Origin of the sequence: Variovorax boronicumulans (assembly GCF_019352895.1) — a bacterium.
In the GTDB taxonomy this organism is placed as follows: Bacteria; Pseudomonadota; Gammaproteobacteria; order Burkholderiales; family Burkholderiaceae_C; genus Variovorax; species Variovorax boronicumulans_A.
Genome location: NZ_JAAAFX010000015.1, coordinates 1 through 23,352, shown reverse-complemented (window position 1 = coordinate 23,352; position 23,352 = coordinate 1). Strand labels below are relative to the sequence as shown.

Genomic DNA, 23,352 nt, shown 5'->3' with positions numbered 1-23,352 from the left:
TCACGAAAGGGGCGCCTCCTGCGCCAGCAGTTCCAGCATGCCCCCTTCATCGATCACCGCAACGCCCAACAAGTTCGCTTTTTCGAGCTTGCTGCCGGCTTCGGCGCCGGCCACCAGGTAGTCGGTCTTCTTGCTGACCGAGCCGGCCACCTTGGCCCCAGCCGCCTCCAGTTTGTCCTTCGCCTCGTCACGCGACAGCGTAGGCAATGTACCGGTGATCACGAAGGTCTTGCCCGCAAGCGGTTTCAGCGCGCGCGGTGCGGGCTCGCCCTCCTCCCATTGCACGCCGCTGGCGCGCAGTTGTTCGACCACCTCGCGGTTGTGCGGCTGGTCGAAGAAGGTCCGCAGGCTGGTCGCGACCACCGGCCCTACGTCATCGACCTCGAGCAGTTGCTCCTCGCTGGCATCGATGATCGCGTCGAGCTTGCCGAAATGGCGGGCCAGTTCCTTGGCGGTGCTCTCGCCGATGTGGCGGATGCCCAGGCCGAACAGGAAGCGCGGCAGCGTGGTCTTCTTCGAAATTTCGAGCGCCGCGATCAGGTTGTTCGCCGACTTGTCGGCCATCCGCTCCAGCCCCGCGAGCGTAGTGAAGCCCAGCTTGTAGAGATCGGGCAGCGTGCGGATCAGCTGCGCATCCACCAGCTGCTCGACCAGCTTGTCGCCCAGGCCCTCGATGTCGAGGGCGCGGCGCGCGGCGAAATGCAGGATCGCCTCCTTGCGTTGGGCGGCGCAGAACAGGCCGCCAGTGCAGCGGTAGTCGACCTCCTCCTCCTCGCGCACCGCATCGGAACCGCAGACCGGGCAATGGTGCGGCATGGTGAACAGCGCGCCGCGCTGCTCCGCGGGCCGCGCCGCGCTCTCGGGCGTGACGCCCACCACCTCGGGGATCACGTCGCCGGCGCGCCGCACGATCACGGTGTCGCCCACGCGCACGTCCTTGCGGCGCGCCTCGTCCTCGTTGTGCAGCGTCGCGTTGGTCACGGTCACGCCGCCGACGAACACCGGCGCCAGCTTGGCCACCGGCGTGAGCTTGCCGGTGCGACCGACCTGCACCTCGATCGCCAGCACCTCGGTCAACTGCTCCTGCGCCGGGTACTTGTGGGCCACGGCCCAGCGCGGTTCGCGCGAGACGAAGCCCAGCTGCCGCTGCAGCGCGATGCTGTCGACCTTGTAGACCACGCCGTCGATGTCGTAGGGCAAGGCATCGCGCGTGCGGCCCGTGAGTTCGTGGAAGGCGACCAACGCCTCGGCGCCGCTGGCGCGCGCGGTCTGCATCGCGACCGGAAAGCCCCAGGCGCGGAACTGCTCCAGCCAGTCGAACTGCGTCGGGCAGTCGGGCCCGCCCTGCTTGGGCGTCGAGACCTCGCCCAGGCCGTAGGCGAAGAAGCTCAGCGGCCGCTCGCGCGCGATCGCGGGATCCAGCTGGCGCACCGCGCCCGCCGCGGCATTGCGCGGGTTGACGAAGACCTTCTCGTTCTTCTGCCCGGCCGCGATCCGGTCGCGTTGCCGGTCGTTGAGCGCTTCGAAGTCGTCGCGCCGCATGTAGACCTCGCCGCGCACCTCGACCACCGGCGGCGGCGCGTCGCCGTGCAGGCGCAGCGGGATCTGGGCGATGGTCCGGATGTTCTGCGTGACCTCCTCGCCGATCTCGCCGTCGCCGCGCGTCGCGGCCTGCACCAGCACGCCGTGCTCGTAGCGCAGGTTCATCGCCAGGCCGTCGAACTTGAGCTCGCAGACATAGGCCACAGGCGGCGCGTCCTCGGCCAGGCCGAGCTCCTTGCGCACCCGCGCGTCGAAGGCGCTCGCGCCGCCGGCCGTGATGTCGGTCTCGGTGCGGATCGACAGCATCGGCACGCGGTGGCGCACCTTCACGAAGCCGTCGAGCACCTGGCCGCCCACGCGCTGGGTGGGCGAATCGGCGGTACGCAGTTCGGGGTGCTCGGCCTCGAGGGCCTGCAGGCGCTGGAACAGCTTGTCGTACTCGGCGTCCGGCAGCATCGGCGCATCGAGCACGTAGTAGAGATGCGCGTGATGGCGGAGCGTCTCGCTCAACGCGGCGGCTTCGCGCGCGGCATTTTCGTCAGGGGAAGTCATGGCAACAGAAGAGCGCGGTCAATCGGGAACGGGCACACCGCGCGCCGGCGTGAACCGACCGCGGCAGTCACAGGAGGCGAAGCGACAGGACATGTACGCGACGCCGGAAAAATCATCTAGCTGAACAGGCGCCGCGCCAGCGCCGAGCCCGCGCCCAGGTCGCGCGAGTCGAGCATGTCGTAGAGCTCCTCGAGGTCGGCGCCGATCACGTCCATGGTCTCGTCGCGCAGCAGCTGGCCGTCGCCGTCGGTCACGACGCCGTCCATCTCGCGCGCCAGCGTGGCGGCCGACTCGCGCATGCGCACGAAGGGGCGCTCGGCACGGTCGACCTGCGGCACGTCGAGGCTCAGCGTGAGTTCGCGGATCGCCGACTGCGCCGGGTCGTCGGCCAGCGCGGCCTGGGTGTCGAAGGACAGGCCGATCAGCGGCGGCAGTCCCGCTTCCCCAGCCGGCAGCACCATGCGGCCCGGGATCAGCCCGGCCACGAAACCCAGCCGCGCGGCGTTCTGCTGCACATAGCCGGGGCTCCAGGCCGCATGGCGCGCGCGCAGCACGAAGCCCAGCTGCGCATCGTGCGCGCTGGCGAACTGGTCGAGCTCGCGGGCGCGCGCGACCTCGTCGAGCATCTCGGGAAATTCGGGCGCGCCGTTGAGGGTGTCGGCGAAGGCCTGGGCCTTGACCACGAACTCCGAGTACTCGATCTCGTTGAGCGCGCCGGTGCGGTTGGCCAGCTGCACGCCGACCTGGAAGGCGCCGTAGCGCTGGCCCGCCACCGGCGGCTCCCATTCGCCGTTGTGCTCGTTGAGGCCTTCGATCGCGACCGGCTTGCTGCCCGCGCGGCGCGTGGCCGGCATGGCGGCGATGGCGGCATCGCCCGAGACCAGTCCGTCGAGCGAGACCGGCGCGATCACGTCGATCAGCGGGTCGAGCCCGCCGCGGCGGTCGGCCGTGGGGATCGGCAGCGCCGTGGGCGCGGGCAGGTCGGGGTCGAACAAGGGCTCGTGGCGTTCGTTGCCCGGCACGGGGTGCGGGTCGACGTGCAGCGTGGGCCCGTCGTCGGCGCGCTCGCCGGCGGAAGCGGGGTCGAGCCCGGTGGGCGGCGGCGCATCGGGCTGGCGCGGTGCATTGCGGCGCGAAGACCAGGTGTTGAAGGCCACCAGGCCGGCGAGAACGAGTCCGCCCAGGATGGCGAGGGCGACGGTGAGGCTGCTCATGTTGTGCGGGACCCGATCAGGCTTCGATCATGGATGCGGCGGACTCCATGTCCACCGCCACGATGCGCGACACGCCCTGCTCCTGCATGGTCACGCCGATCAGCTGTTCGGCCATCTCCATCGCGATCTTGTTGTGGCTGATGAAAAGGAACTGCGTGCTCTTGCTCATGGCGGACACCAGTTTGGCATAGCGTTCGGTGTTGGCGTCGTCCAGCGGCGCGTCCACTTCGTCCAGCAGGCAGAAAGGCGCCGGGTTCAGCTGGAAGATCGCGAACACCAGCGCGATGGCCGTGAGCGCCTTCTCGCCGCCCGAGAGCAGGTGGATGGTCTGGTTCTTCTTGCCGGGCGGCTGGGCCAGCACCTGCACGCCGGCGTCGAGAATCTCGTCGCCGGTCATCACCAGGCGCGCATTGCCGCCGCCGAACAGCTCGGGGAACATGCGGCTGAAGTGCTCGTTGACGATCTTGAAGGTACCGCCCAGCAGCTCGCGGGTCTCGCCGTCGATCTTGCGGATCGCGTCTTCCAGCGTGCCGATGGCCTCGTTCAGGTCGGCCGACTGGGCGTCGAGGAAGGTCTTGCGCTCGCTGGCCATGGCCAGTTCGTCGAGCGCGGCCAGGTTGACCGCACCCAGCGCCGCCACCTCACGGTGCAGCCGGTCGATCTCGCCCTGCAGGCCGGTCAGGCGCACCTTGTCGGTCTCGATCGACAACGCGATCGCCTCCAGGTCGGCCTGGGCGTCGGCCAGCAAGGTGGCGTACTGCTCGAAGCCCAGGCGCGCGGCCTGCTCCTTGAGCTGGAATTCGGTGATGCGCTGGCGCAGCGGATCGAGCTCGCGCTCGAGCTGCAGCCGGCGCTCGTCGCTGGCGCGCAGCTTGAGCGTGAGGTCGTCGTACTGGCTGCGCGAGGCGCCCAGCGCGGTCTCGCGCTCGAGCTTGAGCGACAGCGCATCCTGCAGGCCGGCCTGCGCGGCCGCATCCGACAGCCGGCCGAGTTCGGCCTGGGCGCGTTCCTGCTCGTCGGCCAGCGCCACGGTCTGCTGCGCGGCCGTCTCGATCGCGCGGCTCAGTTCGCCGCGGCGGGCGTCGACGCTGCGCTGCGTGAAGGTGGCTTCCTGCGCCTGGCGTTCCAGGCTGCGGTGCTGGTCGCGGCTGGCGGCCAGCGCGCGGCCGGCCTCGATCACGCGCTCGTCGAGCTGGGCATGACGTTCCTGGCTGTCGGCCAGCTGCATGTCGAGCTCCTCGAAGCGGCCTTCGGCGGCCACGCGGCGTTCCTGCAGATCTTCCAGTTGCGCATCGACCTCGCCCAGGTCGGCCGCGAGCTGTTCGCTGCGCGCGCGGGTCTGCTCGGCCAGCTGCGTGAGGCGCAGCGTCTCGACCTGCAGCTCGTGCGCGCGCGACTGGGTCTCGCCGGCTTCGCGGCGTGCCGTGACCAGGCGCTGCGCCGCGTCGGCGTAGGCCGCCTCGGCGCGCACCAGCGCGGTCCGCGCCTCTTCGCTCAGCAGCGTCTGGGCGCGCAGCTGGCGATCGAGGTTCTCGATCTCCTGCTGACGGCCCAGGAGGCCGGCCTGCTCGGAATCCTGCGCGTAGAAGCTGGCGCTGTGCGCCGTGACCGCATGGCCGCTCTGAACGAAGATCGCTTCGCCGGGCTGGAGCTGGCCGCGCTGGGCCAGCGCTTCCTCGAAGCTGGCCGCGGTGTAGCAGCCGTGCAGCCAGTCGACCAGCAGCGCCTGCAGGCCGGCATCGTTGACGCGCAGCAGGTCCGACAGGCGCGGCAGCGTCGCGCCGCCGGGCGGCAGGCCGGCCGCGGGCGGGCTGTAGAAGGACAGCTTGGCGGGCGGCGCGTCGCCGCCGAAGGCACGCACCATGTCCAGCCGCGAGACTTCCAGCGCGCCCAGGCGCTCGCGCAGCGCGGATTCGAGCGCGTTCTCCCAGCCCTGTTCGATGTGGATCCGGCTCCACAGGCCCTGCAGCCCGTCGAGGCCGTGCTTGGCCAGCCAGGGTGCGAGCTTGCCGTCGGTCTTGACCTTCTCCTGCAGCGCCTTGAGCGCCTCGAGCCGGGCCGACAGGTCGGCATGGCGCGCCACCTCGGTGTTGACGGCCTGCTGGCGCGTGCGGCGGTCGTCGTCGAGCTGCGGCACGGCTTCCTGCAGATCCTGCAGGCGCGCATCGGCCTCGGCCGCGGCTTCCTGGGCGGCCGCGAACTGGAACTGCAGGTCCTGCAGCTTTTCCTCGTCGGGCGCGGCCAGCGCCTGCTTGTCGGTGCGCAGGCGTTCGCTGCGCAGCGTGAGCTGGCGGCTCTGTTCCTCGATGTTGCGCTGGTCGGCGGCCAGCACCTGGATCTGCTGCTGCACCTGCACCACCGCCGCGCGCTGCGCGTTGGCCTCGTTCTGGGCGCGCTGCTGCGCGTCTTCCAGCTCGGGCATGCGCGCGTCGTGTTCCTCGAGCTGCGCGGCCAGCAGTTCGGCCTGCTCCTCGGCATCGACGCCCTGCCCGGCCAACGTCTCGATCTCGACCTCGGCCTGTTCGCGCCGGCCGCTCCACTGGCCGATCTGCTCGCGCAGCTGGATCAGTCGCTGCTCGACGCGCTGGCGGCCCTCGACCACGAAGCGGATCTCGCCCTCGAGCCGGCCGACTTCGGCGCTGGCCTCGTAGAGCTTGCCCTGCGCCTGGTTGACGTGGTCGCCGGCCGCGTAATGCGCCTGGCGCACGGTCTCGAGTTCGGACTCGATGCGCCGCAGGTCGGCGGTGCGCGACTCCAGGTCGTTGAGCGCGCGGTCGGCATCGGCCTTGATCTTGGCCTGGTCGGCCTCGCTCTCGGTGCGCTTGAGGAACCACAGCTGGTGCTGCTTGCGCGTGGCGTCGCCGGTGAGCGCGTTGTAGCGCGCCGCCACCTCGGCCTGCTTCTCGAGCCGCTCGAGGTTGGCGTTGAGTTCGCGCAGGATGTCCTCGACGCGCGTGAGGTTCTCGCGCGTGTCGCCCAGCCGGTTCTCGGTCTCGCGGCGGCGTTCCTTGTACTTCGACACGCCCGCGGCTTCTTCCAGGAACAGGCGCAGTTCCTCGGGCTTGGACTCGATGATCCGGCTGATCGTGCCCTGGCCGATGATGGCGTAGGCGCGCGGGCCCAGGCCGGTGCCGAGGAACACGTCCTGCACGTCGCGCCGGCGCACCGGCTGGTTGTTGATGTAGTAGCTGCTGGTGCCGTCGCGCGTGAGCACGCGCCGCACCGCGATCTCGGCGAACTGCGCCCACTGGCCGCCGGCCCGGTGGTCGGCGTTGTCGAACACCAGTTCCACGCTCGAGCGGCTGGCCTGCTTGCGGGTGGTCGTGCCGTTGAAGATCACGTCCTGCATCGACTCGCCGCGCAACTCCGAGGCGCGCGACTCGCCCAGCACCCAGCGCACCGCATCCATGATGTTCGATTTGCCGCAGCCGTTCGGGCCGACCACACCGACCAGTTGGCCCGGCAGCAGGAAGTTGGTGGGCTCGGCGAAGGACTTGAAGCCGGAAAGCTTGATGGAATTGAGACGCACGAGGGGTCGTTCCGACTTGGCCGGGAAGCCAAGGTCTTGATTTGTAAGGAAAAATGCACAGCCGGCCGGCTGCCGCCCGAGGCCGCGATGATAACGTGCACACCATGCGCGATTCCCTCTTTCCACGAGCCCGCGAACACCGCTCCTCGACGCTGCGTCGCACGCGGATCGCCGTCATGGCCGCGCTGGCGCTCGGCCTGGTCGGCTGTGCCGCCAACCGCAGCACCGAACGGGCCGAAAACTACGACGGCCGCGAGTGGCGGCAATCCGGCGCCAACCGGATCGCGAACCTGGCACTGCGCGACAACCTGCAGTCGATCCGCCGGGTGCAGCTCTCGCTCTACCGCCGCAATCCGCGCGAATGGCGCAAGTGGGCCGCCAGCCCCGAGGACGCGACCGAGCGCACCTGGAACGCGGTCATGCAGGGCACGCCGCTGGCGGCGCTGCGCGGCACCAGCGGCATCGATGCGGTGCGCCTGGCCTTCGACGCCGGCCCGCCACCCTACGCCGGGGACCGGGTCGCCGCGCTGGTGTACGGCTGGGCCACCATGCTCAAGCAGGCCAACGGCGACACCTGGGAGCAGACGATGATCGACGGCGTGAATGCCGAGAACAGCTACCGCGCGGCACGCAACATGGAGATCTCGCTGTGGCTGATCGGCTCCAGGACCGGCCCCGACGGCCAGCCGCTGCTGCTGGCCACCGAGGTCAGCGAGCGCGGCCGCAACCTGCTGGTGGACCGCGAGCTGTCGAAGGTCGTGGCGCGACTGGACCTGCTGGCGGCGCAGGCCGACGAGAAATACCGCCGTGCCGCGCTCGACTTCGCCCAGGGCTGGCTCATGGGCAGCCTGGGCCCCTTCCTGTCGATGGCCAAACAATAGGAAACATACTTCCTTTTTTTGGAAAAAAGGTATTATGTTGCCGTGGACAAAAAGGCACTGATCGAGCAACTGGCGACGCGGCGCGATGCGCTCGGGCTCACGCTCGACCAGGTCGCGCAGCGCGCGGGCCTGACCGAGCGCTCGGTGCGCAATGCGCTGGGCCCACAGGCCAACCCCCAGCTCTCGTCGCTGCTGGCGCTGGCCGATGCGCTCGAGCTGGAATTCCATCTCGCCCCCCGCGGCTTCGGCGCCCCCGGCCGCGCGGCCGACGATCCGGCCTACCGGCCCGTGGCCACGCGCGTGGGGGCGGCGGTGGCGGCGAGCCCGCCGGGCAAGCCCCCCTCGCCCGCCTCATGAACGTCAAGATCCTCGAGATCGCGCTCGGCGGCCGGCCCTTCGGCCAGCTGTTCCAGTACGCCGACCTGTGCCGCTTCGTGGCCGATCCGGCGCTGGTCGCGGCACCGCCCGCCGAGGTGCTGTCGCTCTCGATGCTGGCGGCCGACGCCTCGGCGCAATCGGCGCTCTGGAGCGACGTCAAGAATCCGCTGTTCAACGCCCAGGCCGGCAAGCTGCCGCCCTATTTCCAGAACCTGCTGCCCGAAGGCGTGCTGCGCACCCACATCGCGCAGTTGCGCGGCTGCCGCGAGGACGATCATTTCGAGCTGCTCGCGGCCTGCGGCGGCGACCTGCCGGGCGCGGTCAGCGCGCGCCCGACCACGGTCGACCGCGCCACGCTGCAGCGCCTGATCACCCAGGACCAGGATGCGCTGGAGATGTCGGTGGTCGAGCTGCCGCTGCTCCAGGGCATCTCGGTGTCGGGCGTGCAGCCCAAGCTGGGGCTGCGGCGCCAGGGTGGGCGCTACGTGGCGCGCACCCGCGCGGGCAAGAGCACGCGCGTGATCGCCAAGCTGCCGGTGGCGGGCCGGCCGCACATGCCGCAGCTGGAGATGCTCTCGCTCGAGATGGCGCGCGCCGCCGGGGTCGAGGTCTGCCATGCCGAGCTCGCACCGCTGGCCGCGATCCACGCCGAGCACAGCTACGCGCTGCCCGACGAACCCGCGTTCCTGGCCGTGACCCGCTTCGACCGCGACGGCGCCAAGCGCATCCACTTCGAGGACTTCGCCCAGGTGCTGGCGATCGACCCGCAGCACAAGTACGGCGCCAGCTACCTCGACATGGCGCTGGCGATGCAGGCATTCCCCTCGCTGGGCGAAGCGGCTGTGCTCGAGTTGCTGCGCCGGCTGGTGGTGAACGACCTGCTGGGCAACCCCGATGCACACCTGAAGAACTTCGGCCTGCTCTACCCCGACGGCCGCACGCCGCGCTTCGCGCCGGCCTACGACATCGTGGCCTATGCGGCCATGCAGGGCGTCGAAGGCCATGGCCTGCCGCTGATGCCAGCCGCACCGGGTGCACGCACCCCGGCGGCGCGCAGCGCGCTGTTCACGCCCGCACGCGTGCGGGCCTTCTGCTTTGCCGCCGGCCTGCACGAGCCGCGGGTGCGCCGCGCCATCACGGACACGGTACGTGCCGCACGCACCGCCTGGCCCGCGATGATCGAGGCCGCCGCGCTGCCTGCGCCGTGGAAGGCCCGGCTCCAGACCCGGCTGCGCGATCACGCCCTGCTGCAGGGCCTGGCGCGACGTGGCACCTAAAATGCTTCACAGGTTCCTGACCTTCCTCTCCCCTTCTTCCCAACCCCTGACCAGGCACACCCTCATGAGCTCCCTCAATTTCATCGGCGGCGAAAAAGGTGGCGTCGGCAAGTCGGTCACCGCACGGGTGCTGGCGCAGTACTTCATCGATCACAGCCGGCCCTTCACCGGCTTCGACACCGACCGTTCGCACAGCTCCTTCACCCGCTTCTACGAGGGCTTCGCCTCGCCGGTGGTGGTCGACAGCTTCGAGGGCCTGGACAAGGTGGTCAATGGCTTCGAGAGCAACCCCACGCAGAGCGTGATCGTCGACCTCGCGGCGCAGACGCTGGCACCGCTGTCGCGCTGGATCAAGGAGTCGGACCTGTTCGACCTGTTCGCCGAGATGGGCGTGGCGGTCAACTTCTGGCATGTGCTGGACGACGGCCGCGACTCCACCGACCTGCTGGGCACGCTGATCGACACCTTCGGCGAGCGCCCCAACTACATCGTGGTGCAGAACTACGGCCGCGGCAGCGACTTCGGCATGCTGCTGGCCTCGCAGTCGCTGGCCAAGGCCAGCGCGCACGGCGCCCGCGTGATCGCGCTGCCGCGCCTGCACGAGGCCAGCATGCGCAAGATCGACGCGCAGAACAGCAGCTTCTGGAAGGCCGTCAACGACCGCGAAGGCCCGCATGCACTGGGCCTGCTGGAGCGCCAGCGCGTGAAGACCTGGCTGGCCACGGCCTACGCGTCCTTCGACACGCTGCCGCTGTAGGGCCGCGGCGCGCCCGCGCCTGGACGGGGCCTGCGTGCGCTTGCCGCCACAGCCCGGGCCGCCACTCGTCGCCCCACCCCCTGCCGCGCTGGCTGCAGCGCGCGCCATTCGCTATCGTTCGACGCTCGACCCACCACTCAAAAAGTTGACCTATGCAAAGACGCATCTTCTCGTTGGCCGCGGGCGGCATGCTGGCAGGCCTGGCGAGCGCCTCCAGCGCCAGGAAGCCGAGCGAAAACACCATCGAGCAGGACCTCCAGCGCATCGAAACCGAGAGCGGCGGCCGGCTCGGCGTGTGCATCCTCGACACCGCGACCGGGCGCCGTACGGGCCATCGCGCCGACGAGCGCTTCCCGATGTGCAGCACCTTCAAGTGGCTGGCCGCGGCGCTGGTCTTGCAGCGCATCGATGCGGGCCAGGAAACGCTGGAGCGCACGCTGGCCATCGAACGCTCGGCGATCCTGCCGCATTCGCCCCTCACCGAACCCAAGGTCGGCAGCCGCATGACCATGGGCGCACTGTGCGAAGCCGCCATCACGCAGAGCGACAACGCCGCGGCCAACCTGATGCTGGGCAGCTTCGGCGGCCCGGCCACGTTGACGGCCTACCTGCGTTCGCTCGGCGACCCGACCACGCGGCTGGACCGCAACGAGCCCACGCTCAACGAAGCCACTCCCGGCGATCCGCGCGACACGACGACACCCGCCGCCATGCTCGACCTGCTGCAGACGCTGCTGCTCGGCGACGCACTGAAGGCGCCTTCACGCGACCGGCTGCGCGACTGGCTGCTGGCGAACCGCACCGGCGACGATCGGCTGCGCGCACGCCTGCCGGGCGGCTGGCTGGTGGGCGACAAGACGGGGGGCGGTGCCTTCGGGACCAACAACGACGTGGCCATCGTCTGGCCGCCGAAGCGGCCGCCGCTGCTGGTGACGGCCTACCTCACGCAGACCAAGGCACCGATGGGCCAGAGCAACGGCACGCTGGCGGCCGTCGGCGCCCTGCTGCCCACGCTCTGAACGCAGGCAGACCTCAGCGCGCGCGCCTGAACAGCAGCACGACCAGCAGCAGCGCGAAGCCGACGAAGCAGACGAAGGACCAGTTGGCGATCGACAGGCCCAGGAAGGTCCAGTCGATCTTGGTGCAGTCGCCGCTGCCGCGGAAGATCATGGGGATGGCGCGCTGCAGCGGGAAGGTCTCGATCATCCCGTAGATGTCGCGGCCGCAGGAGCCGAACTCGGGCGGGTACCACTGCAGCCAGCTCTGCCGCGCAGCCGTGTAGGCGCCGCCGACGGCCGTGACCAGCGCCAGCGCGACCGCCGTCTTCTGGACCACCGGCTTGCCCGTCAACGCGGCCAGGCCGGTGAAGACGGCCACCAGCACCAGCGCATAGCGCTGCACGATGCACATCGGACAGGGCTCGAGCCCGACCACATGCTGCAGGTACATGCCAAAGGCCAGCATGGCCACGCAGGCCAGACAGATCAGCGCCAGGGCGCGGCGCGGCGCCGCGAAATACCAAGAGATCAAGGGGATACCCAGTCTTCCACGAATACCTTGGCCTTGCGTGGCGTGGCGACAACCGTGTCGCCCTCGACCAGACCCAGGTCCCGGAACTGTTGCGCAGGGAGTTGCGCTTCGATGATGGTTCCGGACGCAGGATTATGCTGATTCGATTCGACCGGCAGGAGTTCCAGCCGCGCGATCGGTCCGACCACGATCGCACGCGAAATCGTCGCGACCAGGCCGCCGGCCGTCGAACCCGTGACGTAGCGCTCGACCGTCAGGTCGTGCGGTCGCACATAGGCCAGCGCCTTGCTGTCCTGCACGCTGCTGTGCTCGGGCGACTGCAGGCGGATGCCTTCGAGCTGCACCTCGCCCTCGTGGGCGCGGCCATGGAACAGGTTCACGTCGCCCAGGAAGCCGTAGACGAAGGGGCTCGCCGGATGGTCCCAGACCTGCTGGGGCGAACCGACCTGCTCGATCTTGCCCTTGTTGATCACCACCACGCGGTCGGCCACCTCGAGCGCCTCTTCCTGGTCGTGGGTGACGAAGATCGAGGTGACGTGCAGTTCGTCGTGCAGTCGGCGCAGCCAGCGGCGCAGTTCCTTGCGCACCTTGGCGTCGAGCGCGCCGAAGGGCTCGTCGAGCAGCAGCACCTTGGGCTCCACCGCCAGCGCGCGCGCCAATGCGATGCGCTGCCGCTGGCCGCCGGACAGCTGCGAGGGGTAGCGGTCGGCCAGCCAGTCGAGTTGCACCAGCTTCAGCAGGTCGGTCACCTTCTGCTTGATCTGCGCGTCCGACGGGCGCTCCTTGCGCGGCTTCACGCGCAGGCCGAAGGCCACGTTCTCGAACACGGTCATGTGGCGGAACAGCGCGTAGTGCTGGAACACGAAGCCGACCTGGCGCTCGCGCACATGCACGTCGGTGGTGTCCTCGCCCGAGAACAGGATGCTGCCCTGGTCGGCCGTTTCCAGGCCGGCGATGATGCGCAGCAGCGTGGTCTTGCCGCAGCCCGAGGGGCCCAGCAGCGCGACCAGCTCGCCGGAGGCGATGTCGAGATTGACGTCGTTCAGCGCGCGGAAGTCGCCGAACTGCTTGCTGACGTTGCGGATTTCGATGCTCATGATCTGGTTCTTTCTCTGTCAGGCCGCGCTGGGTTCCGGCGGACGCTCAGGGGGCAGTTCGGCAATGGCCTTCATCTCGCGCTCGTGGCGCCACTCGATCACCGACTTGATGACCAGCGTGACCACCGCCAGGATGGCCAGCAGCGAGGCCACGGCGAAGGCCGCGACCGACTGGTACTCGTTGTAGAGCACCTCGACGTGCAGCGGCATGGTGTTGGTCTGGCCGCGGATGTGGCCCGAAACCACCGACACCGCACCGAACTCGCCCATGGCGCGCGCGTTGCACAGGATCACGCCGTACAGCAGTCCCCACTTGATGTTGGGCAGCGTCACGCGCCAGAAGGTCTGCCAGCCGGTCGCGCCCAGCACGATCGCGGCCTGCTCCTCGTCGGTGCCCTGCGCCTGCATCAGCGGGATCAGTTCGCGCGCGATGAAGGGGAAGGTCACGAACACGGTCGCCAGCACGATGCCGGGCACCGCGAAGATGATCTTGATGTCGTGCGCGGCCAGCCACGGGCCGAACCAGCCCTGGGCGCCGAACACCAGCACGTAGATCAGGCCCGCGACCACCGGCGACACCGCGAACGGCAGGTCGACCAGCGTGGTCAGCACGGCCTTGCCGCGGAACTCGAACTTCGCGATGGCCCAGGCCGCCGCGACGCCGAACACCAGGTTCAGCGGCACCGCGATGGCGGCGGTGATCAGCGTGAGCCGGATCGCGCTCCAGGCGTCGGGTTCCTTGAGCGCCTCGAGGTAGGCGCCGAAGCCCTTGCGCAAGGCCTCGGTCGCCACCGCGGCCAGCGGCAGGATCAGGAACAGGAACATGAACAGCAGCGCGATGCCGATCAGCGTCCAGCGGACCCAGGGCGCTTCGGTGGTGCCGGCATTGGCGCGGCGGATGACTTTTTGGGGAGCGCTCATGTCAGCTTTCCGAACGGCGGCGTTGCCAGCCCTGGAGACCGTTGATCACCAGCAGCAGCAGGAAGGAAATCGCCAGCATCACCAGCGCCACCGCGGTCGCGCCGGCGTAGTCGTACTGCTCGAGCTTGCCGATGATGATCAGCGGCGTGATCTCCGAGATCATGGGCATGTTGCCCGCGATGAAGATCACCGAGCCGTACTCGCCGATCGCGCGCGCGAAGGCCATCGCGAAGCCGGTCAGCAGCGCCGGCAGGATCGACGGGAAGATCACGCGGGTGAAGGTCTGCAGCCGCGTGGCGCCCAGCGAGGTGGCGGCCTCTTCCAGTTCCTTCTCGGTGTCCTCGAGCACCGGCTGCACCGTGCGCACCACGAAGGGCAGCCCGACGAAGATCAGCGCGATCACCACGCCCGCGGGCGTGAAGGCCAGCTTGATGCCGTGCGGCTCGAGGTACTGGCCGACCCAGCCGTTGCCGGCCAGCAGCGCGGTCAGCGAGATGCCGGCCACCGCGGTCGGCAGCGCGAAAGGCAGGTCGACGAGCGCGTCGATGATCTTCTTGCCCGGAAATTTGTAGCGCACCAGCACCCAGGCCAGCAGCAGGCCGAACACCAGGTTGACCAGCGCCGCGATCAGCGAGGCGCCGAAGGTCAGCCGGTAGGACGCCATCACGCGCGGCGCGGTCACGGCCACCCAGAACTGGTCCCAGGTCAGCGTGAAGGTCTTGAAGACCAGCGCCGACAGCGGGATCAGCACGATCAGGCAGAGGTACAGCAGCGAATAGCCGAGCGTCAGGTTGAAGCCCGGCAGCACGCGGTTGTTGCGCCGCCCCGGACGCGAAAGCGGCGCTGTCGCGGACGACAGCGCCGAAGAAGTGGTTCCGCTCATGATTTTAGTCTGTATCAGTCGTGGAGCACCGCGGAACCGGCTTCGCCGGACCGCTGGTGTTGTCCCCCGGCAGGGGGAAGGAAGAAGGCGGCACGCCATGCGCCGCCGCCCGAGGGGCGCGTCACTTGCCAACGGTGTAGATCTTGTCGAACTGGCCGCCGTCGTTGAAGTGCACCTTCTGCGCTTCGGCCAGGCTGCCGAACAGTTCCTGCACCGTGAACAGCTGCACCGGCTTGAAGGTGCTGGCGTACTTCTTGAGCACGGCCGGCGAACGCGGGCGCAGCGCATGCTTGGCGGCGATTTCCTGGCCCTCTTCCGAGTACAGGAAGTCGAGGTAGGCCTTGGCCACGTCGGCGGTGCCCTTCTTGGCCACGGTGCGCTCGACCACGGCCACCGGGTTTTCGGCCAGCACGCTGATCGAGGGGTAGACGGCGTCGACCTTGCCGGCGCCGAACTCGCGGTCGATCGACAGCACTTCGGATTCGAAGGTGATCAGCACGTCGCCGATGTTGCGTTGCAGGAAGATGGTGGTGGCGTCGCGGCCGCCCTTGCCCAGCACCGGCACGTTCTTGAACAGCTTGCCCACGAACTCGGCGGCCTGCGCATCGCTGCCGCCCTTCTTCTTCACGTAGCCCCAGGCCGCAAGGTAGGCATAGCGGCCGTTGCCGCCGGTCTTGGGGTTGACCACCACGACCTGCACGCCGGGCTTGGTCAGGTCGTCCCAGTCCTTGATACCCTTGGGGTTGCCGTTGCGCACCAGGAACAGCATGGTCGAGGTGGTCGGCGATGCGTTGTCGGGGAAGCGCTTGGACCAGTCCTTGGCCACCACGCCGAGGCCGGCCAGGTAGTCGATGTCGGTGGTGGTGTTCATGGTCACGACGTCGGCGTCGAGGCCGTCGCCCACCGCCCGCGCCTGGGCGCTCGAGCCGCCGTGCGCCTGGTCGACCTTCACGTCCTTGCCGGTGGCCTTCTTGTAGCTCGCGATGAAGGCCGGGTTGATGTCCTTGTAGAACTCGCGCGCCACGTCGTACGAGGCGTTGAGCAGGGTCGTGGTCTGCGCCAGCGCGGCGGAGCCGGCCGCGGCGAAGGCGACGGCGACGAGGAGGGTCTTGATTCTGAAAGTCATGAGGTTGCCAAAGGTTCTGAAGAGGTTCGGCCCGCCAGCATCTGGCTGGGCGCTTCGGTCAGCGACTGGAGCAGTGCCAGGCCGAGCGGCCAGTCCCCGTGCCCCGAGTCGACGTTGATGTGGCCCGCATTCTGCATGCGGACGAATTCGCTGCCCCAGGCCCGCGCATAGGCACCGGCCAGGCGCACCGGGCAGAAGGGGTCGTTGCTGCTGGCCACCACGACGCTGCGGTAGGGCAGCGCGGCGTAGGGCACCGGCGCGAAATCGGCCAGCGCCGCCCGGCGCTCGGGGTCGGCCGGGGCCACCAGCAGGGCGCCGGCGATGCGCTCGACCACCGGTGGCGGCAGGTGCGCGACCGCGATGCAGCCCAGGCTGTGGGCGGCCACGACCACCGGTGCGTCCTGCGCCAGGATCAGGTCGCCGATCGCCCGGATCCAGGATTCGCGCCGGGGCGACACCCAGTCGTCCTGCACCACGCGCGCGGCGTCGGCCAGGCCCTCGGCCCACAGGCTCTGCCAGTGGCCCGGACCCGAATCGCGCCAGCCCGGAACGATGACGACGCGATGGGTCACGGCGCCAGCCTGCGGGACAGCGCTCGCACGCCGGTGATCAACGCCAGCTTCATCGCTTACTTGTTCGGCTGGGGCGTGACGCGCAGGTACGGACGCACGGCCTTGAAGCCCTTGGGGAAACGCTGGGCCAGTTCGGCCGGGTCCTGCAGGCTGGGGATGATCACCACGTCGTCGCCGTCCTTCCAGTTGGCGGGCGTCGCGACCTTGTGGCTGTCGGTGAGCTGCAGCGAATCGATCACGCGCAGGATCTCGTCGAAGTTGCGGCCGGTGCTCGCCGGGTAGGTCAGCGTGGTGCGCACCACGTGCTTCGGATCGATGATGAACACGCTGCGCACCGTGGCGGTGGTCGAGGCGTTCGGGTGGATCATGTCGTACAGGTCGGCCACCTTGCGGTCGGCATCGGCCAGGATCGGGAAGTTCACCGTGGTGTTCTGCGTCTCGTTGATGTCGGCGATCCAGCCCTGGTGCTTGTCGACCGGGTCCACGCTCACGGCGATCGGCTTCACGCCGCGCTTGGCGAATTCACCCGACAGCGCCGCCGTCTTGCCCAGCTCAGTGGTGCAGACCGGCGTGAAGTCGGCCGGATGCGAGAACAGCACGACCCACGAATCGCCAGCCCACTGGTGGAACTGGATCGGACCTTCGCTGGAGTCCTGCAGGAAATCGGGGGCGGTGTCGCCGAGTCGAAGGGTGGCCATGGTCGTCGCTCCTCAGTGGAATGGGGTTGGAGCACCGATTGTGGGAAGGCCGGCTCGGATAACAAACGAATATCTAATTGTTTGAATATGTCGTTTTGGCACTAAGCGCGACCCGCAGCGCCGCTTCTTCCTCGCTCGCGCAGCCCACCGGCTCGTGCCCGTCCAGGTGCTCGGCCAGGAAATCGAGCAGGTGGCGCACCGCCGGCACCAGCGCCCGGCGCGGCGCGTACATCGCGTGCACCACGCCGGCCTGCGGCGCCCAGCCGGGCAGCACTTCGACCAGTTCGCCGCTCGCCAGCTCGCGGCGGCACATGTAGTCGGGCAGCATGCCGGCGCCGACGCCCTGCATGATCGCGATCTTGAGCGTCAGCAGGTCGTCGGCCACGTAGCGCGGGTGGTGCACCGCCTGGTGCGTGCGGCCGTCGGGGCCGGCCAGCGCCAGGGTGGCGCGGCCGTCGCCGGCGGACATGGCCACCGTGTCGATGCGCGCCAGGTCTTCCGGCCCCTGCAGCGGCCCCTGGTGCGGCAGCCGCTCGGCGCTCATCACCAGCATGCCGCGGCTCTCGCCGAAGTTGCGGGCCGCCAGCGTGGCGCTGTCCTCGATCGACGGGCGCACGCGCAGGGCCAGATCGATCCCCTCCTCCACCGGGTCCACCGGCCGGTTCAGCACGCGCATCTCGATGCGGATGCCGGGATAGCGGCGCATGAACACCGGCAGCAGGGGCCCCACGCTGCTTTGCGCCAGCGTCACCGGGCAGGTGATGCGCACCGTGCCGCGCGGCTCGGTCTGCACCTGGGACACGGCCTCGGAAGCGGCCTGGGCGGCGTCGCGCATCTCGAGGCAGTAGCGCAGGTAGAGCTCGCCCGCGGGCGTGAGCGACAGGCGCCGCGTGCTGCGCTGGAGCAGCTGCACACCCAGCGAGGCCTCGAGATCGGCCACCCGCCGCGACAGGCGCGACTTGGGCACGCCCAGCGCCTTGCTGGCGGCGGTGAAGCCGCCCCGTTCCGCCACTTCGGCGAAGAAAACCATGTCGTTGAGGTCCTGCATCGGCTTATTGTCCCAAATAGAGAACGATGTGGCTCAAATTTACCGACTTATCAGCCACTGGTCTCAAAAATAGAATTCTCTCCATGCCGGCCTTCCGTGCCGACCCTTCTGAATCGAAAGTGAGCGACTGATCATGAAACTGCTGCAAGTGGACGCCAGCGTTCTGGGTACCAATTCCGTCTCCCGCCAACTCACGGCCGACATCGTCGCCGAATGGCGCCGTGTGCACCCCGACACCACGGTCGACTACCTCGACCTGGCCGTCGACACCCCCAACCATTTCGATGCCAACGCGCTGGGCATCAAGGTCGGCCTGCAGGCCGAACCCACCGAAGCGCAGAAGCGCGAGAACGCGGTCTCGGAAAAGCTGGTGAGCCAGTTCCTGGCCGCCGACGTGATCGTCGTGGGCGCACCGCTCTACAACTTCAGCATCCCGACCCAGCTCAAGGCCTGGATCGATCGCCTCGCGCAGATCGGCCGCACCTTCAAGTACACCGACAAGGGCCCGGTCGGCCTGGCCGGCGGCAAGACCGTGATCGTGGCTTCTTCGCGCGGCGGCATCTACTCCACCAGCGAAGGCGGCCAGGCCGCTGAGCACCAGGAAAGCTACCTCAAGGTGGTGTTCGGCTTCTTCGGCATCACCGACGTGCGCATCGTGCGTGCCGAGGGCCTGGCGATGGGCGAAGCCCCCAAGGCCGCGGCCATCGAGTCGGCCCGCGCCGACATCCGTGCCGCCACGGCCGAAGCGGCCAACCAGGCCGTCACCCAACTCGCTGCCTGAACCCGGCGGGCCTTCGGGCCCGCGTCAAGGCACAGCGCTCAGAACGCGCGCAGGAACCGTCGCGAGCGCCCCGAGCCTGCCAAACCTGAGTTGTGGACCGGAGCCGCACACCCGTGCGGTGAGGACCGCAGATGCGGGATCGGGGTGCGCGGCAGGTTCATGCGCGTATTCAGTTGTGTGTCTTGACCCAGGCCACGTACTTGTCGACCCAGCTCTGCAGGAACTGCTTGCTGGCGTCCGACACGTGGCCCTTGTCGTCGAACAGCCCTTCCTTGTTCTGGATGAAGGCCTCGGGCTGGCCCAGCGTCGGCACGTCGAGGTAGGCCAGTACGTTGCGCAGGTGCTGCTGCGCCAGCGCGGTGCCGATGGCGCCCACCGACACCCCGATCACGCCGGCCGGCTTGCCGCCCCACGCGTTCTGGCCATAGGGCCGCGAGGCATGGTCGATCGCGTTCTTCAGCACGCCCGGCACCGAGCGGTTGTATTCCGGCGTCACGAACAGCAGGCCCTGGGCCGCCGCGATCTCGGTCTTCAGCCGCTTCACGGCCGGCGCCTGGTTGCCGTCGTCGTCCTGGTTGTAGAGCGGCAGGTCACCGATCTCCAGGTGCTCGAAGGTGAAGTCCGAGGGCGCGAGGTGGGCCAGCGCCAGCGCCAGCTTGCGGTTGAACGAATCCTTGCGCAGGCTGCCGATGACGACCGCGATCTTGTACTGACTCATGCAATCTCTCCAGAAGAAATGGAAGTGGAAGAAAAGGGCTCAGGCCGGATCGAGCACGCGCTCGATGGCCCGCTGCAGGTGCTGGAGCCCGAAGGACACGTCGACGAACTCGCCGTTGAGATAGAAGGTCGGCGTGGCGCGCACGCGCAGCTGCGTCGCGACCTGCATCTGCTCCTGCACGCGCTGCAGGTAGACATGGTCGCGCAGCTCGTTCTCGAAGCGCGCCATGTCCAGGCCCGCCTGCTGGGCATGCTCGCGCAGATGCGCTTCGCCCAGCCGATGCGGGTGCGTGAACAGCAGGTCGTGGAAGGGCCAGAACTTGCCCTGCGCGCCCGCGGCTTCGGCGGCCTCGGCCGCCAGCTCGGCGTGCGGGTGCACCTCGCGCAGCGGGAAGTGCCGGAACACGTAGCGCACCTTGGGCCCGAAGTGGTCCAGCATGATCTTCACGGCGGGGTAGGCCTGTGCACACGAGGGGCACTCGAAATCGCCGTACTCGACCAGCGTGGCGCGCGCGCCGTGCGGGCCGAGCACGTGGTCCGTCGTCTCGTCGGGTTCGAGCAGGCGCTTCGGATTGACTGCGGCATTCATGGCGTTCTCCAGAGAGAGGCGGAACGCACAGTATGACCCCGAGACATGTCTCAGAACGTAGGACTCAGGTGCAGGGCTTCTTTTGCAGGCTGGCCTGCGTGACGCTGGCGCCCGCGGGCACGTCGTCGGTGATCCAGACGTTGCCGCCGATGGTCGCGCCCTTGCCCAGCGTCACACGCCCCAGGATCGTCGCGCCGGCGTAGATCACCACGTCGTCCTCCACCACCGGATGGCGCGGCAGCCCCTTCTGCAGATGGCCTTCGGCATCGGTCGGGAAGCGCTTGGCGCCCAGCGTCACGGCCTGGTAGAGGCGCACGCGCTCACCGATCACGGCCGTCTCGCCGATCACCACGCCGGTGCCGTGGTCCATGAAGAAGCCCGCGCCGATGGTCGCGCCCGGATGGATGTCGATGCCGGTCTGGCCGTGGGCCAGCTCGGCCACGATGCGCGCCAGCAGCGGCAGGCCCAGGCCGTAGAGCCGGTGCGCGAGGCGGTGGTGGATCATTGCCAGCACGCCCGGATAGCACAGCAGCACCTCGTCGACGCTGCGCGCCGCCGGGTCGCCCTGGTAGGCCGCCAGCACGTCGCTGTCGAGCAGGCGGCGGATCTGCGGCAGCGAGGCGCCGAAGGCCTTGACGGCCGCGCTGGCCTGCGCGTCGATCGCCATCTCGTCGAGCGACTGCTGGCGCCCCACGTAGCGCAGCTCGAGCCGGGCCTGCGCGACCAGGCCCATCAGCGCCGCGTCGAGCGTGTGGCCCACATAGAAATCCTCGCTCTCGTGGCGCAGGTCGGGCGGGCCCAGCCGCATCGGGAACAGCGCGCCCTTGAGCGCCTCGACGATCTCGGTCAGGGCCTCGCGCGAGGGAAATTCACGGCCCACGGGTTCGCGCGAGCGTTTTTGCGAGTCGCGCCATTCATGGCGTGCGTCGCGCAGTGCGCGGACGATGTCGTCGACGTCGAAGGATTGCATGTCGGATCCGCCTTGCGGCGCAGAAAAAGTAACGGGTCAGCTTCGGGTTTTAGCGCAAAAGCGCGGCCTCGGCGGCGCGCCCGACTTTCGTCCGCGCCGCGTGCCGGGGCATCCGCCTGACCTCAATCCGAGGTCTGGATCGTCTCGCCCTTGAGCGCGCCGTGGTCGCGGATGTTGCCGGCGCGCCGCTTCCAGCCGGCATAGGTGCGGCGCGGATGGATCAGCGATACGAAGTAGTAGATCAGCTTGAACATCCGCAGCGACTGCCGGTAGGCCGGCCCCTGGTTGTGGATGTCGGCGGCCAGCAGCGACATCAGCCCCTGCTTGGCGTTGAAGGCATTGTTCGGGTGCATGAACATGTCGCGGATCGTCGGGTTCGTGACCCGGTAGATGAACCACGAATAGTCGCGCGGGCCGACGCGCATGCGCTTTTCCAGCGCACGGCGCGCGGCCGGCAGCTCGGCCGGCCGGTCGAGCGCGGTGGCCACCAGTTCGGCACCGTCGAAGGCGCTCTGCATCGCGAGGAACACGCCCGAGGAGAACATCGGGTCGATGAAGGTGAAGGCGTCGCCCACCATCAGGTAGCGCTCGCCGGTGGCGTGGGTGCTGGCGTAGCTGAAGTTGCCGGTGGCGTGCACCACGTCGTCGACCAGGGTCGCGTCCTTCAGGCGGTCGGCCAGTTCGGGACACAGCGCGATGGTGTCGTGGAAGTAGTCCTTGAGCGGCTTGTCGCGCGCCTTCAGGTAGTAGGCCCAGCACACCGCGCCCACGCTGGTCGTGCCGTCGACCAGCGGGATGAACCAGAACCAGCCGTGCTCGAACCAGCAGATGCTGATGTTGCCCTCGCGCTTGCCCTCGAGCCGGCGCGCGCCGCGGAAGTGGCCAAACAGCGCCGTGCTGTTGTGTTCGGTGTTCTTCTTCTTGGACTGGAGCTTGGTGGCCAGCAGCGTGTCGCGCCCGCTCGCATCGACCACGAACTTCGCGCGCCAGCTGCGGCGCGCGCCGTCGTCGAGCACCGCCTGCACCGTGGCGCCGCCGTCGTCGAAATCGACCTGCCGCACCTGCGCGCCCTCGAGCGTCAGCGCACCCTCCTTCGTCGCGTTGCGGAACAGCAGCTCGTCGAGCTCCGAACGGCGCACCTGCCAGGCCGAGTCGAGCTTCGGGTTCCAGCCCTCGGAGAAATCGACGTAGCTGCGGTAGGGCAGGTCGGGCGGCACGAACTCGATGCCGAACTTCGGCATGCCGATCTTCTCGACCTGGTCGCGCACGCCCAGCTTCTCGAACAGCTCGACGTTGCCCGGCAGCAGCGACTCGCCGATGTGGAAGCGCGGGTGGTGCGCCTTCTCGAGCATCACGACGCGCCGTCCCTGGCGCGCGAGCAGCGTGGCGATGGTCGAGCCGGCGGGTCCGCCGCCGATCACCAGCACGTCGCATTCCTGGCTTGCTTCCATGGCGTCCATTCCCTTGGCTTGAATTGATTCGTTGGCACGCATTGTGCCGTCGGTCGTCAGCGTGCCGCGCGCCCGACCCGCACACTGCCGCGCCGCTCGATCAGCGTCAGCAGGGGCCCGGTGGCCGCGGTCGTCGCCAGCGCCATCACCAGCAGCATCGTGAACAGCTCGGGACCGATCAGTCCCGCGTCGAGGCCGACCTTGATCACGATCAGCTCCATCAGCCCGCGTGAGTTCATCAGCGCGCCGGTCGACAGGCTTTCGCGCCAGTCGTAGCCGCAGACCCGCGCGCCGGCCGCGCCGCCGACGATCTTGCCCACGGTCGCGACCAGCAGGATCAGGCCCAGCGCGCCGAGGCCGGCATTGGCGAAGGCACCTGAGTGCGTGCCCAACCCGGCCAGCGCGAAGAAGATGGGCATCAGCACGATGACCGACAGCGGCTCGAGGCGCTCGACCAGCGCATGCAGCAAGCGGTTGTCGCGCGGCAGGCTGATGCCGAACAGGAAGGCACCGAACACCGCATGCAGGTGCAGCCATTCGGTGACCATGGCGCAGGCGAACAGGCCGATCATCAGGCCGGCCAGCAGCATCGGCGAGGGCGCGCCGTCGGGCGCGTAGCGGCGCAGCGCCCAGGCCAGCAGGGGCCGCACCGCCAGGAACACCACGGCCACCAGCACGGCCAGCCCGCAGGCGATGCGCCCGAAGGCGGCCCAGCCGCCGCCCGCGCTGGCCAGCGCCACCACCAGCGCCAGCAGCACCCAGGCGAAGGCATCGACCACGCCGGCCGCCGCGAGCGCGAGCTGGCCGACCCGGGTGTGCGTCATCCCGCGGTCCTTGAG

22 protein-coding genes are annotated in these 23,352 nt (G+C 69.1%); 6 read left to right on the top strand and 16 right to left on the bottom strand.

Annotated features, from left to right (window positions below):
* The 3 genes from ligA to smc all read right to left on the bottom strand — a co-directional run bounded on the left by ligA (position 1) and on the right by smc (position 6,837).
* A complete protein-coding gene (gene ligA / locus K0H49_RS29695; RefSeq protein ID WP_219220486.1) occupies positions 1-2,094 on the bottom strand; it encodes an NAD-dependent DNA ligase LigA in 2,094 nt (697 codons plus the stop codon).
* Positions 2,095-2,210: 116 nt separating this feature from the next.
* Positions 2,211-3,308: a cell division protein ZipA C-terminal FtsZ-binding domain-containing protein gene (locus tag K0H49_RS29690; protein WP_219220484.1), complete on the bottom strand. Its 1,098-nt coding sequence runs from the start codon at positions 3,306-3,308 to the stop codon at positions 2,211-2,213.
* Between the two features lie 16 nt (positions 3,309-3,324).
* Positions 3,325-6,837: a chromosome segregation protein SMC gene (smc, locus tag K0H49_RS29685; RefSeq protein ID WP_219220482.1), complete on the bottom strand. Its 3,513-nt coding sequence runs from the start codon at positions 6,835-6,837 to the stop codon at positions 3,325-3,327.
* Between the two features lie 104 nt (positions 6,838-6,941).
* On the opposite strand from smc, the gene K0H49_RS29680 reads away from it, so the two are divergent.
* The 5 genes from K0H49_RS29680 (at position 6,942) to bla (ending at position 11,149) form a co-directional block, all read left to right on the top strand.
* Positions 6,942-7,718 carry a hypothetical protein gene (locus K0H49_RS29680; protein ID WP_257625319.1) on the top strand — a complete coding sequence of 259 codons (777 nt, stop codon included), beginning with the start codon at positions 6,942-6,944 and terminating at the stop codon, positions 7,716-7,718.
* Positions 7,719-7,760: 42 nt separating this feature from the next.
* A complete protein-coding gene (locus K0H49_RS29675) occupies positions 7,761-8,075 on the top strand; it encodes a helix-turn-helix domain-containing protein (protein WP_219220480.1) in 315 nt (104 codons plus the stop codon).
* Positions 8,072-9,373, top strand: a complete 1,302-nt coding sequence (locus tag K0H49_RS29670) for a type II toxin-antitoxin system HipA family toxin (protein WP_219220478.1) — start codon at positions 8,072-8,074, stop codon at positions 9,371-9,373. The genes K0H49_RS29675 and K0H49_RS29670 overlap by 4 nt, the downstream gene beginning before the upstream one ends.
* Before the next feature lie 64 nt (positions 9,374-9,437).
* Positions 9,438-10,130 carry a mobilization protein gene (locus tag K0H49_RS29665; RefSeq protein ID WP_219220477.1) on the top strand — a complete coding sequence of 231 codons (693 nt, stop codon included), beginning with the start codon at positions 9,438-9,440 and terminating at the stop codon, positions 10,128-10,130.
* Between the two features lie 152 nt (positions 10,131-10,282).
* Entirely contained in the window at positions 10,283-11,149 is an 867-nt protein-coding gene (bla, locus tag K0H49_RS29660) for a class A beta-lactamase (protein ID WP_219220475.1), read from the top strand.
* A gap of 13 nt (positions 11,150-11,162) precedes the next feature.
* On the opposite strand, the gene K0H49_RS29655 is transcribed toward bla, so the two are convergent.
* The 8 genes from K0H49_RS29655 to K0H49_RS29620 all read right to left on the bottom strand — a co-directional run bounded on the left by K0H49_RS29655 (position 11,163) and on the right by K0H49_RS29620 (position 18,005).
* On the bottom strand, positions 11,163-11,660 hold the full coding sequence (locus K0H49_RS29655; RefSeq protein WP_219220472.1) for a disulfide bond formation protein B: 498 nt from the start codon (positions 11,658-11,660) through the stop codon (positions 11,163-11,165).
* Positions 11,657-12,757, bottom strand: a complete 1,101-nt coding sequence (locus K0H49_RS29650; RefSeq protein WP_219220471.1) for a sulfate/molybdate ABC transporter ATP-binding protein — start codon at positions 12,755-12,757, stop codon at positions 11,657-11,659. The genes K0H49_RS29655 and K0H49_RS29650 overlap by 4 nt, the downstream gene beginning before the upstream one ends.
* A gap of 18 nt (positions 12,758-12,775) precedes the next feature.
* Positions 12,776-13,678 (bottom strand): sulfate ABC transporter permease subunit CysW, encoded by a 903-nt coding sequence (cysW, locus tag K0H49_RS29645; protein WP_219220469.1) that lies wholly within the window; start codon positions 13,676-13,678, stop codon positions 12,776-12,778.
* Position 13,679: 1 nt separating this feature from the next.
* The gene (cysT, locus tag K0H49_RS29640) at positions 13,680-14,561 is read right to left on the bottom strand and encodes a sulfate ABC transporter permease subunit CysT (protein ID WP_219220467.1); all 882 of its coding nucleotides are present in this window, start codon (positions 14,559-14,561) and stop codon (positions 13,680-13,682) included.
* Between the two features lie 121 nt (positions 14,562-14,682).
* Positions 14,683-15,687 (bottom strand): sulfate ABC transporter substrate-binding protein, encoded by a 1,005-nt coding sequence (locus K0H49_RS29635; protein ID WP_219220464.1) that lies wholly within the window; start codon positions 15,685-15,687, stop codon positions 14,683-14,685.
* Complete coding sequence (locus K0H49_RS29630) at positions 15,684-16,259, bottom strand: RBBP9/YdeN family alpha/beta hydrolase (RefSeq protein ID WP_219220462.1); 576 nt, start codon at positions 16,257-16,259, stop codon at positions 15,684-15,686. The genes K0H49_RS29635 and K0H49_RS29630 overlap by 4 nt, the downstream gene beginning before the upstream one ends.
* 56 nt (positions 16,260-16,315) lie before the next feature.
* On the bottom strand, positions 16,316-16,957 hold the full coding sequence (locus K0H49_RS29625; protein ID WP_183029303.1) for a peroxiredoxin: 642 nt from the start codon (positions 16,955-16,957) through the stop codon (positions 16,316-16,318).
* A 73-nt stretch (positions 16,958-17,030) separates the two neighbouring features.
* Entirely contained in the window at positions 17,031-18,005 is a 975-nt protein-coding gene (locus tag K0H49_RS29620; protein ID WP_219220461.1) for a LysR family transcriptional regulator, read from the bottom strand.
* Positions 18,006-18,138: 133 nt separating this feature from the next.
* On the opposite strand from K0H49_RS29620, the gene K0H49_RS29615 reads away from it, so the two are divergent.
* Positions 18,139-18,786, top strand: coding sequence for an FMN-dependent NADH-azoreductase (locus K0H49_RS29615; protein ID WP_219220459.1), 648 nt, complete (start codon positions 18,139-18,141; stop codon positions 18,784-18,786).
* 169 nt (positions 18,787-18,955) lie between these two features.
* Here K0H49_RS29615 and K0H49_RS29610 read toward each other — a convergent pair whose 3' ends face one another.
* From K0H49_RS29610 to K0H49_RS29590, 5 genes are all read right to left on the bottom strand, one after another.
* Complete coding sequence (locus K0H49_RS29610; RefSeq protein WP_219220457.1) at positions 18,956-19,504, bottom strand: NADPH-dependent FMN reductase; 549 nt, start codon at positions 19,502-19,504, stop codon at positions 18,956-18,958.
* A 39-nt stretch (positions 19,505-19,543) separates the two neighbouring features.
* The gene (locus K0H49_RS29605; protein WP_219220455.1) at positions 19,544-20,092 is read right to left on the bottom strand and encodes a DsbA family protein; all 549 of its coding nucleotides are present in this window, start codon (positions 20,090-20,092) and stop codon (positions 19,544-19,546) included.
* Positions 20,093-20,156: 64 nt separating this feature from the next.
* Complete coding sequence (gene epsC, locus K0H49_RS29600; protein WP_219220454.1) at positions 20,157-21,062, bottom strand: serine O-acetyltransferase EpsC; 906 nt, start codon at positions 21,060-21,062, stop codon at positions 20,157-20,159.
* A 122-nt stretch (positions 21,063-21,184) separates the two neighbouring features.
* Positions 21,185-22,513, bottom strand: a complete 1,329-nt coding sequence (locus K0H49_RS29595; RefSeq protein WP_219220452.1) for an NAD(P)/FAD-dependent oxidoreductase — start codon at positions 22,511-22,513, stop codon at positions 21,185-21,187.
* A 56-nt stretch (positions 22,514-22,569) separates the two neighbouring features.
* Positions 22,570-23,352: cation:proton antiporter (locus K0H49_RS29590; protein ID WP_219220451.1), on the bottom strand; the 783-nt coding region annotated here is incomplete at its 5' end.

Bases quoted from the DNA above. Each gene is read 5' to 3' on its own strand.
- K0H49_RS29615 (WP_219220459.1), top strand. From the start codon at position 18,139: ATGAAACTGCTGCAAGTGGACGCCAGCGTTCTGGGTACCAATTCCGTC.
- cysW (WP_219220469.1), bottom strand. From the start codon at position 13,678: ATGAGCGCTCCCCAAAAAGTCATCCGCCGCGCCAATGCCGGCACCACC.
- K0H49_RS29620 (WP_219220461.1), bottom strand. From the start codon at position 18,005: ATGCAGGACCTCAACGACATGGTTTTCTTCGCCGAAGTGGCGGAACGG.
- K0H49_RS29665 (WP_219220477.1), top strand. From the start codon at position 9,438: ATGAGCTCCCTCAATTTCATCGGCGGCGAAAAAGGTGGCGTCGGCAAG.
- K0H49_RS29610 (WP_219220457.1), bottom strand. From the start codon at position 19,504: ATGAGTCAGTACAAGATCGCGGTCGTCATCGGCAGCCTGCGCAAGGAT.
- K0H49_RS29625 (WP_183029303.1), bottom strand. From the start codon at position 16,957: ATGGCCACCCTTCGACTCGGCGACACCGCCCCCGATTTCCTGCAGGAC.
- ligA (WP_219220486.1), bottom strand. From the start codon at position 2,094: ATGACTTCCCCTGACGAAAATGCCGCGCGCGAAGCCGCCGCGTTGAGC.
- K0H49_RS29605 (WP_219220455.1), bottom strand. From the start codon at position 20,092: ATGAATGCCGCAGTCAATCCGAAGCGCCTGCTCGAACCCGACGAGACG.
- bla (WP_219220475.1), top strand. From the start codon at position 10,283: ATGCAAAGACGCATCTTCTCGTTGGCCGCGGGCGGCATGCTGGCAGGC.
- K0H49_RS29595 (WP_219220452.1), bottom strand. From the start codon at position 22,513: ATGGAAGCAAGCCAGGAATGCGACGTGCTGGTGATCGGCGGCGGACCC.
- epsC (WP_219220454.1), bottom strand. From the start codon at position 21,062: ATGCAATCCTTCGACGTCGACGACATCGTCCGCGCACTGCGCGACGCA.
- cysT (WP_219220467.1), bottom strand. From the start codon at position 14,561: ATGAGCGGAACCACTTCTTCGGCGCTGTCGTCCGCGACAGCGCCGCTT.
- K0H49_RS29635 (WP_219220464.1), bottom strand. From the start codon at position 15,687: ATGACTTTCAGAATCAAGACCCTCCTCGTCGCCGTCGCCTTCGCCGCG.
- K0H49_RS29670 (WP_219220478.1), top strand. From the start codon at position 8,072: ATGAACGTCAAGATCCTCGAGATCGCGCTCGGCGGCCGGCCCTTCGGC.
- K0H49_RS29690 (WP_219220484.1), bottom strand. From the start codon at position 3,308: ATGAGCAGCCTCACCGTCGCCCTCGCCATCCTGGGCGGACTCGTTCTC.
- K0H49_RS29680 (WP_257625319.1), top strand. From the start codon at position 6,942: ATGCGCGATTCCCTCTTTCCACGAGCCCGCGAACACCGCTCCTCGACG.
- K0H49_RS29650 (WP_219220471.1), bottom strand. From the start codon at position 12,757: ATGAGCATCGAAATCCGCAACGTCAGCAAGCAGTTCGGCGACTTCCGC.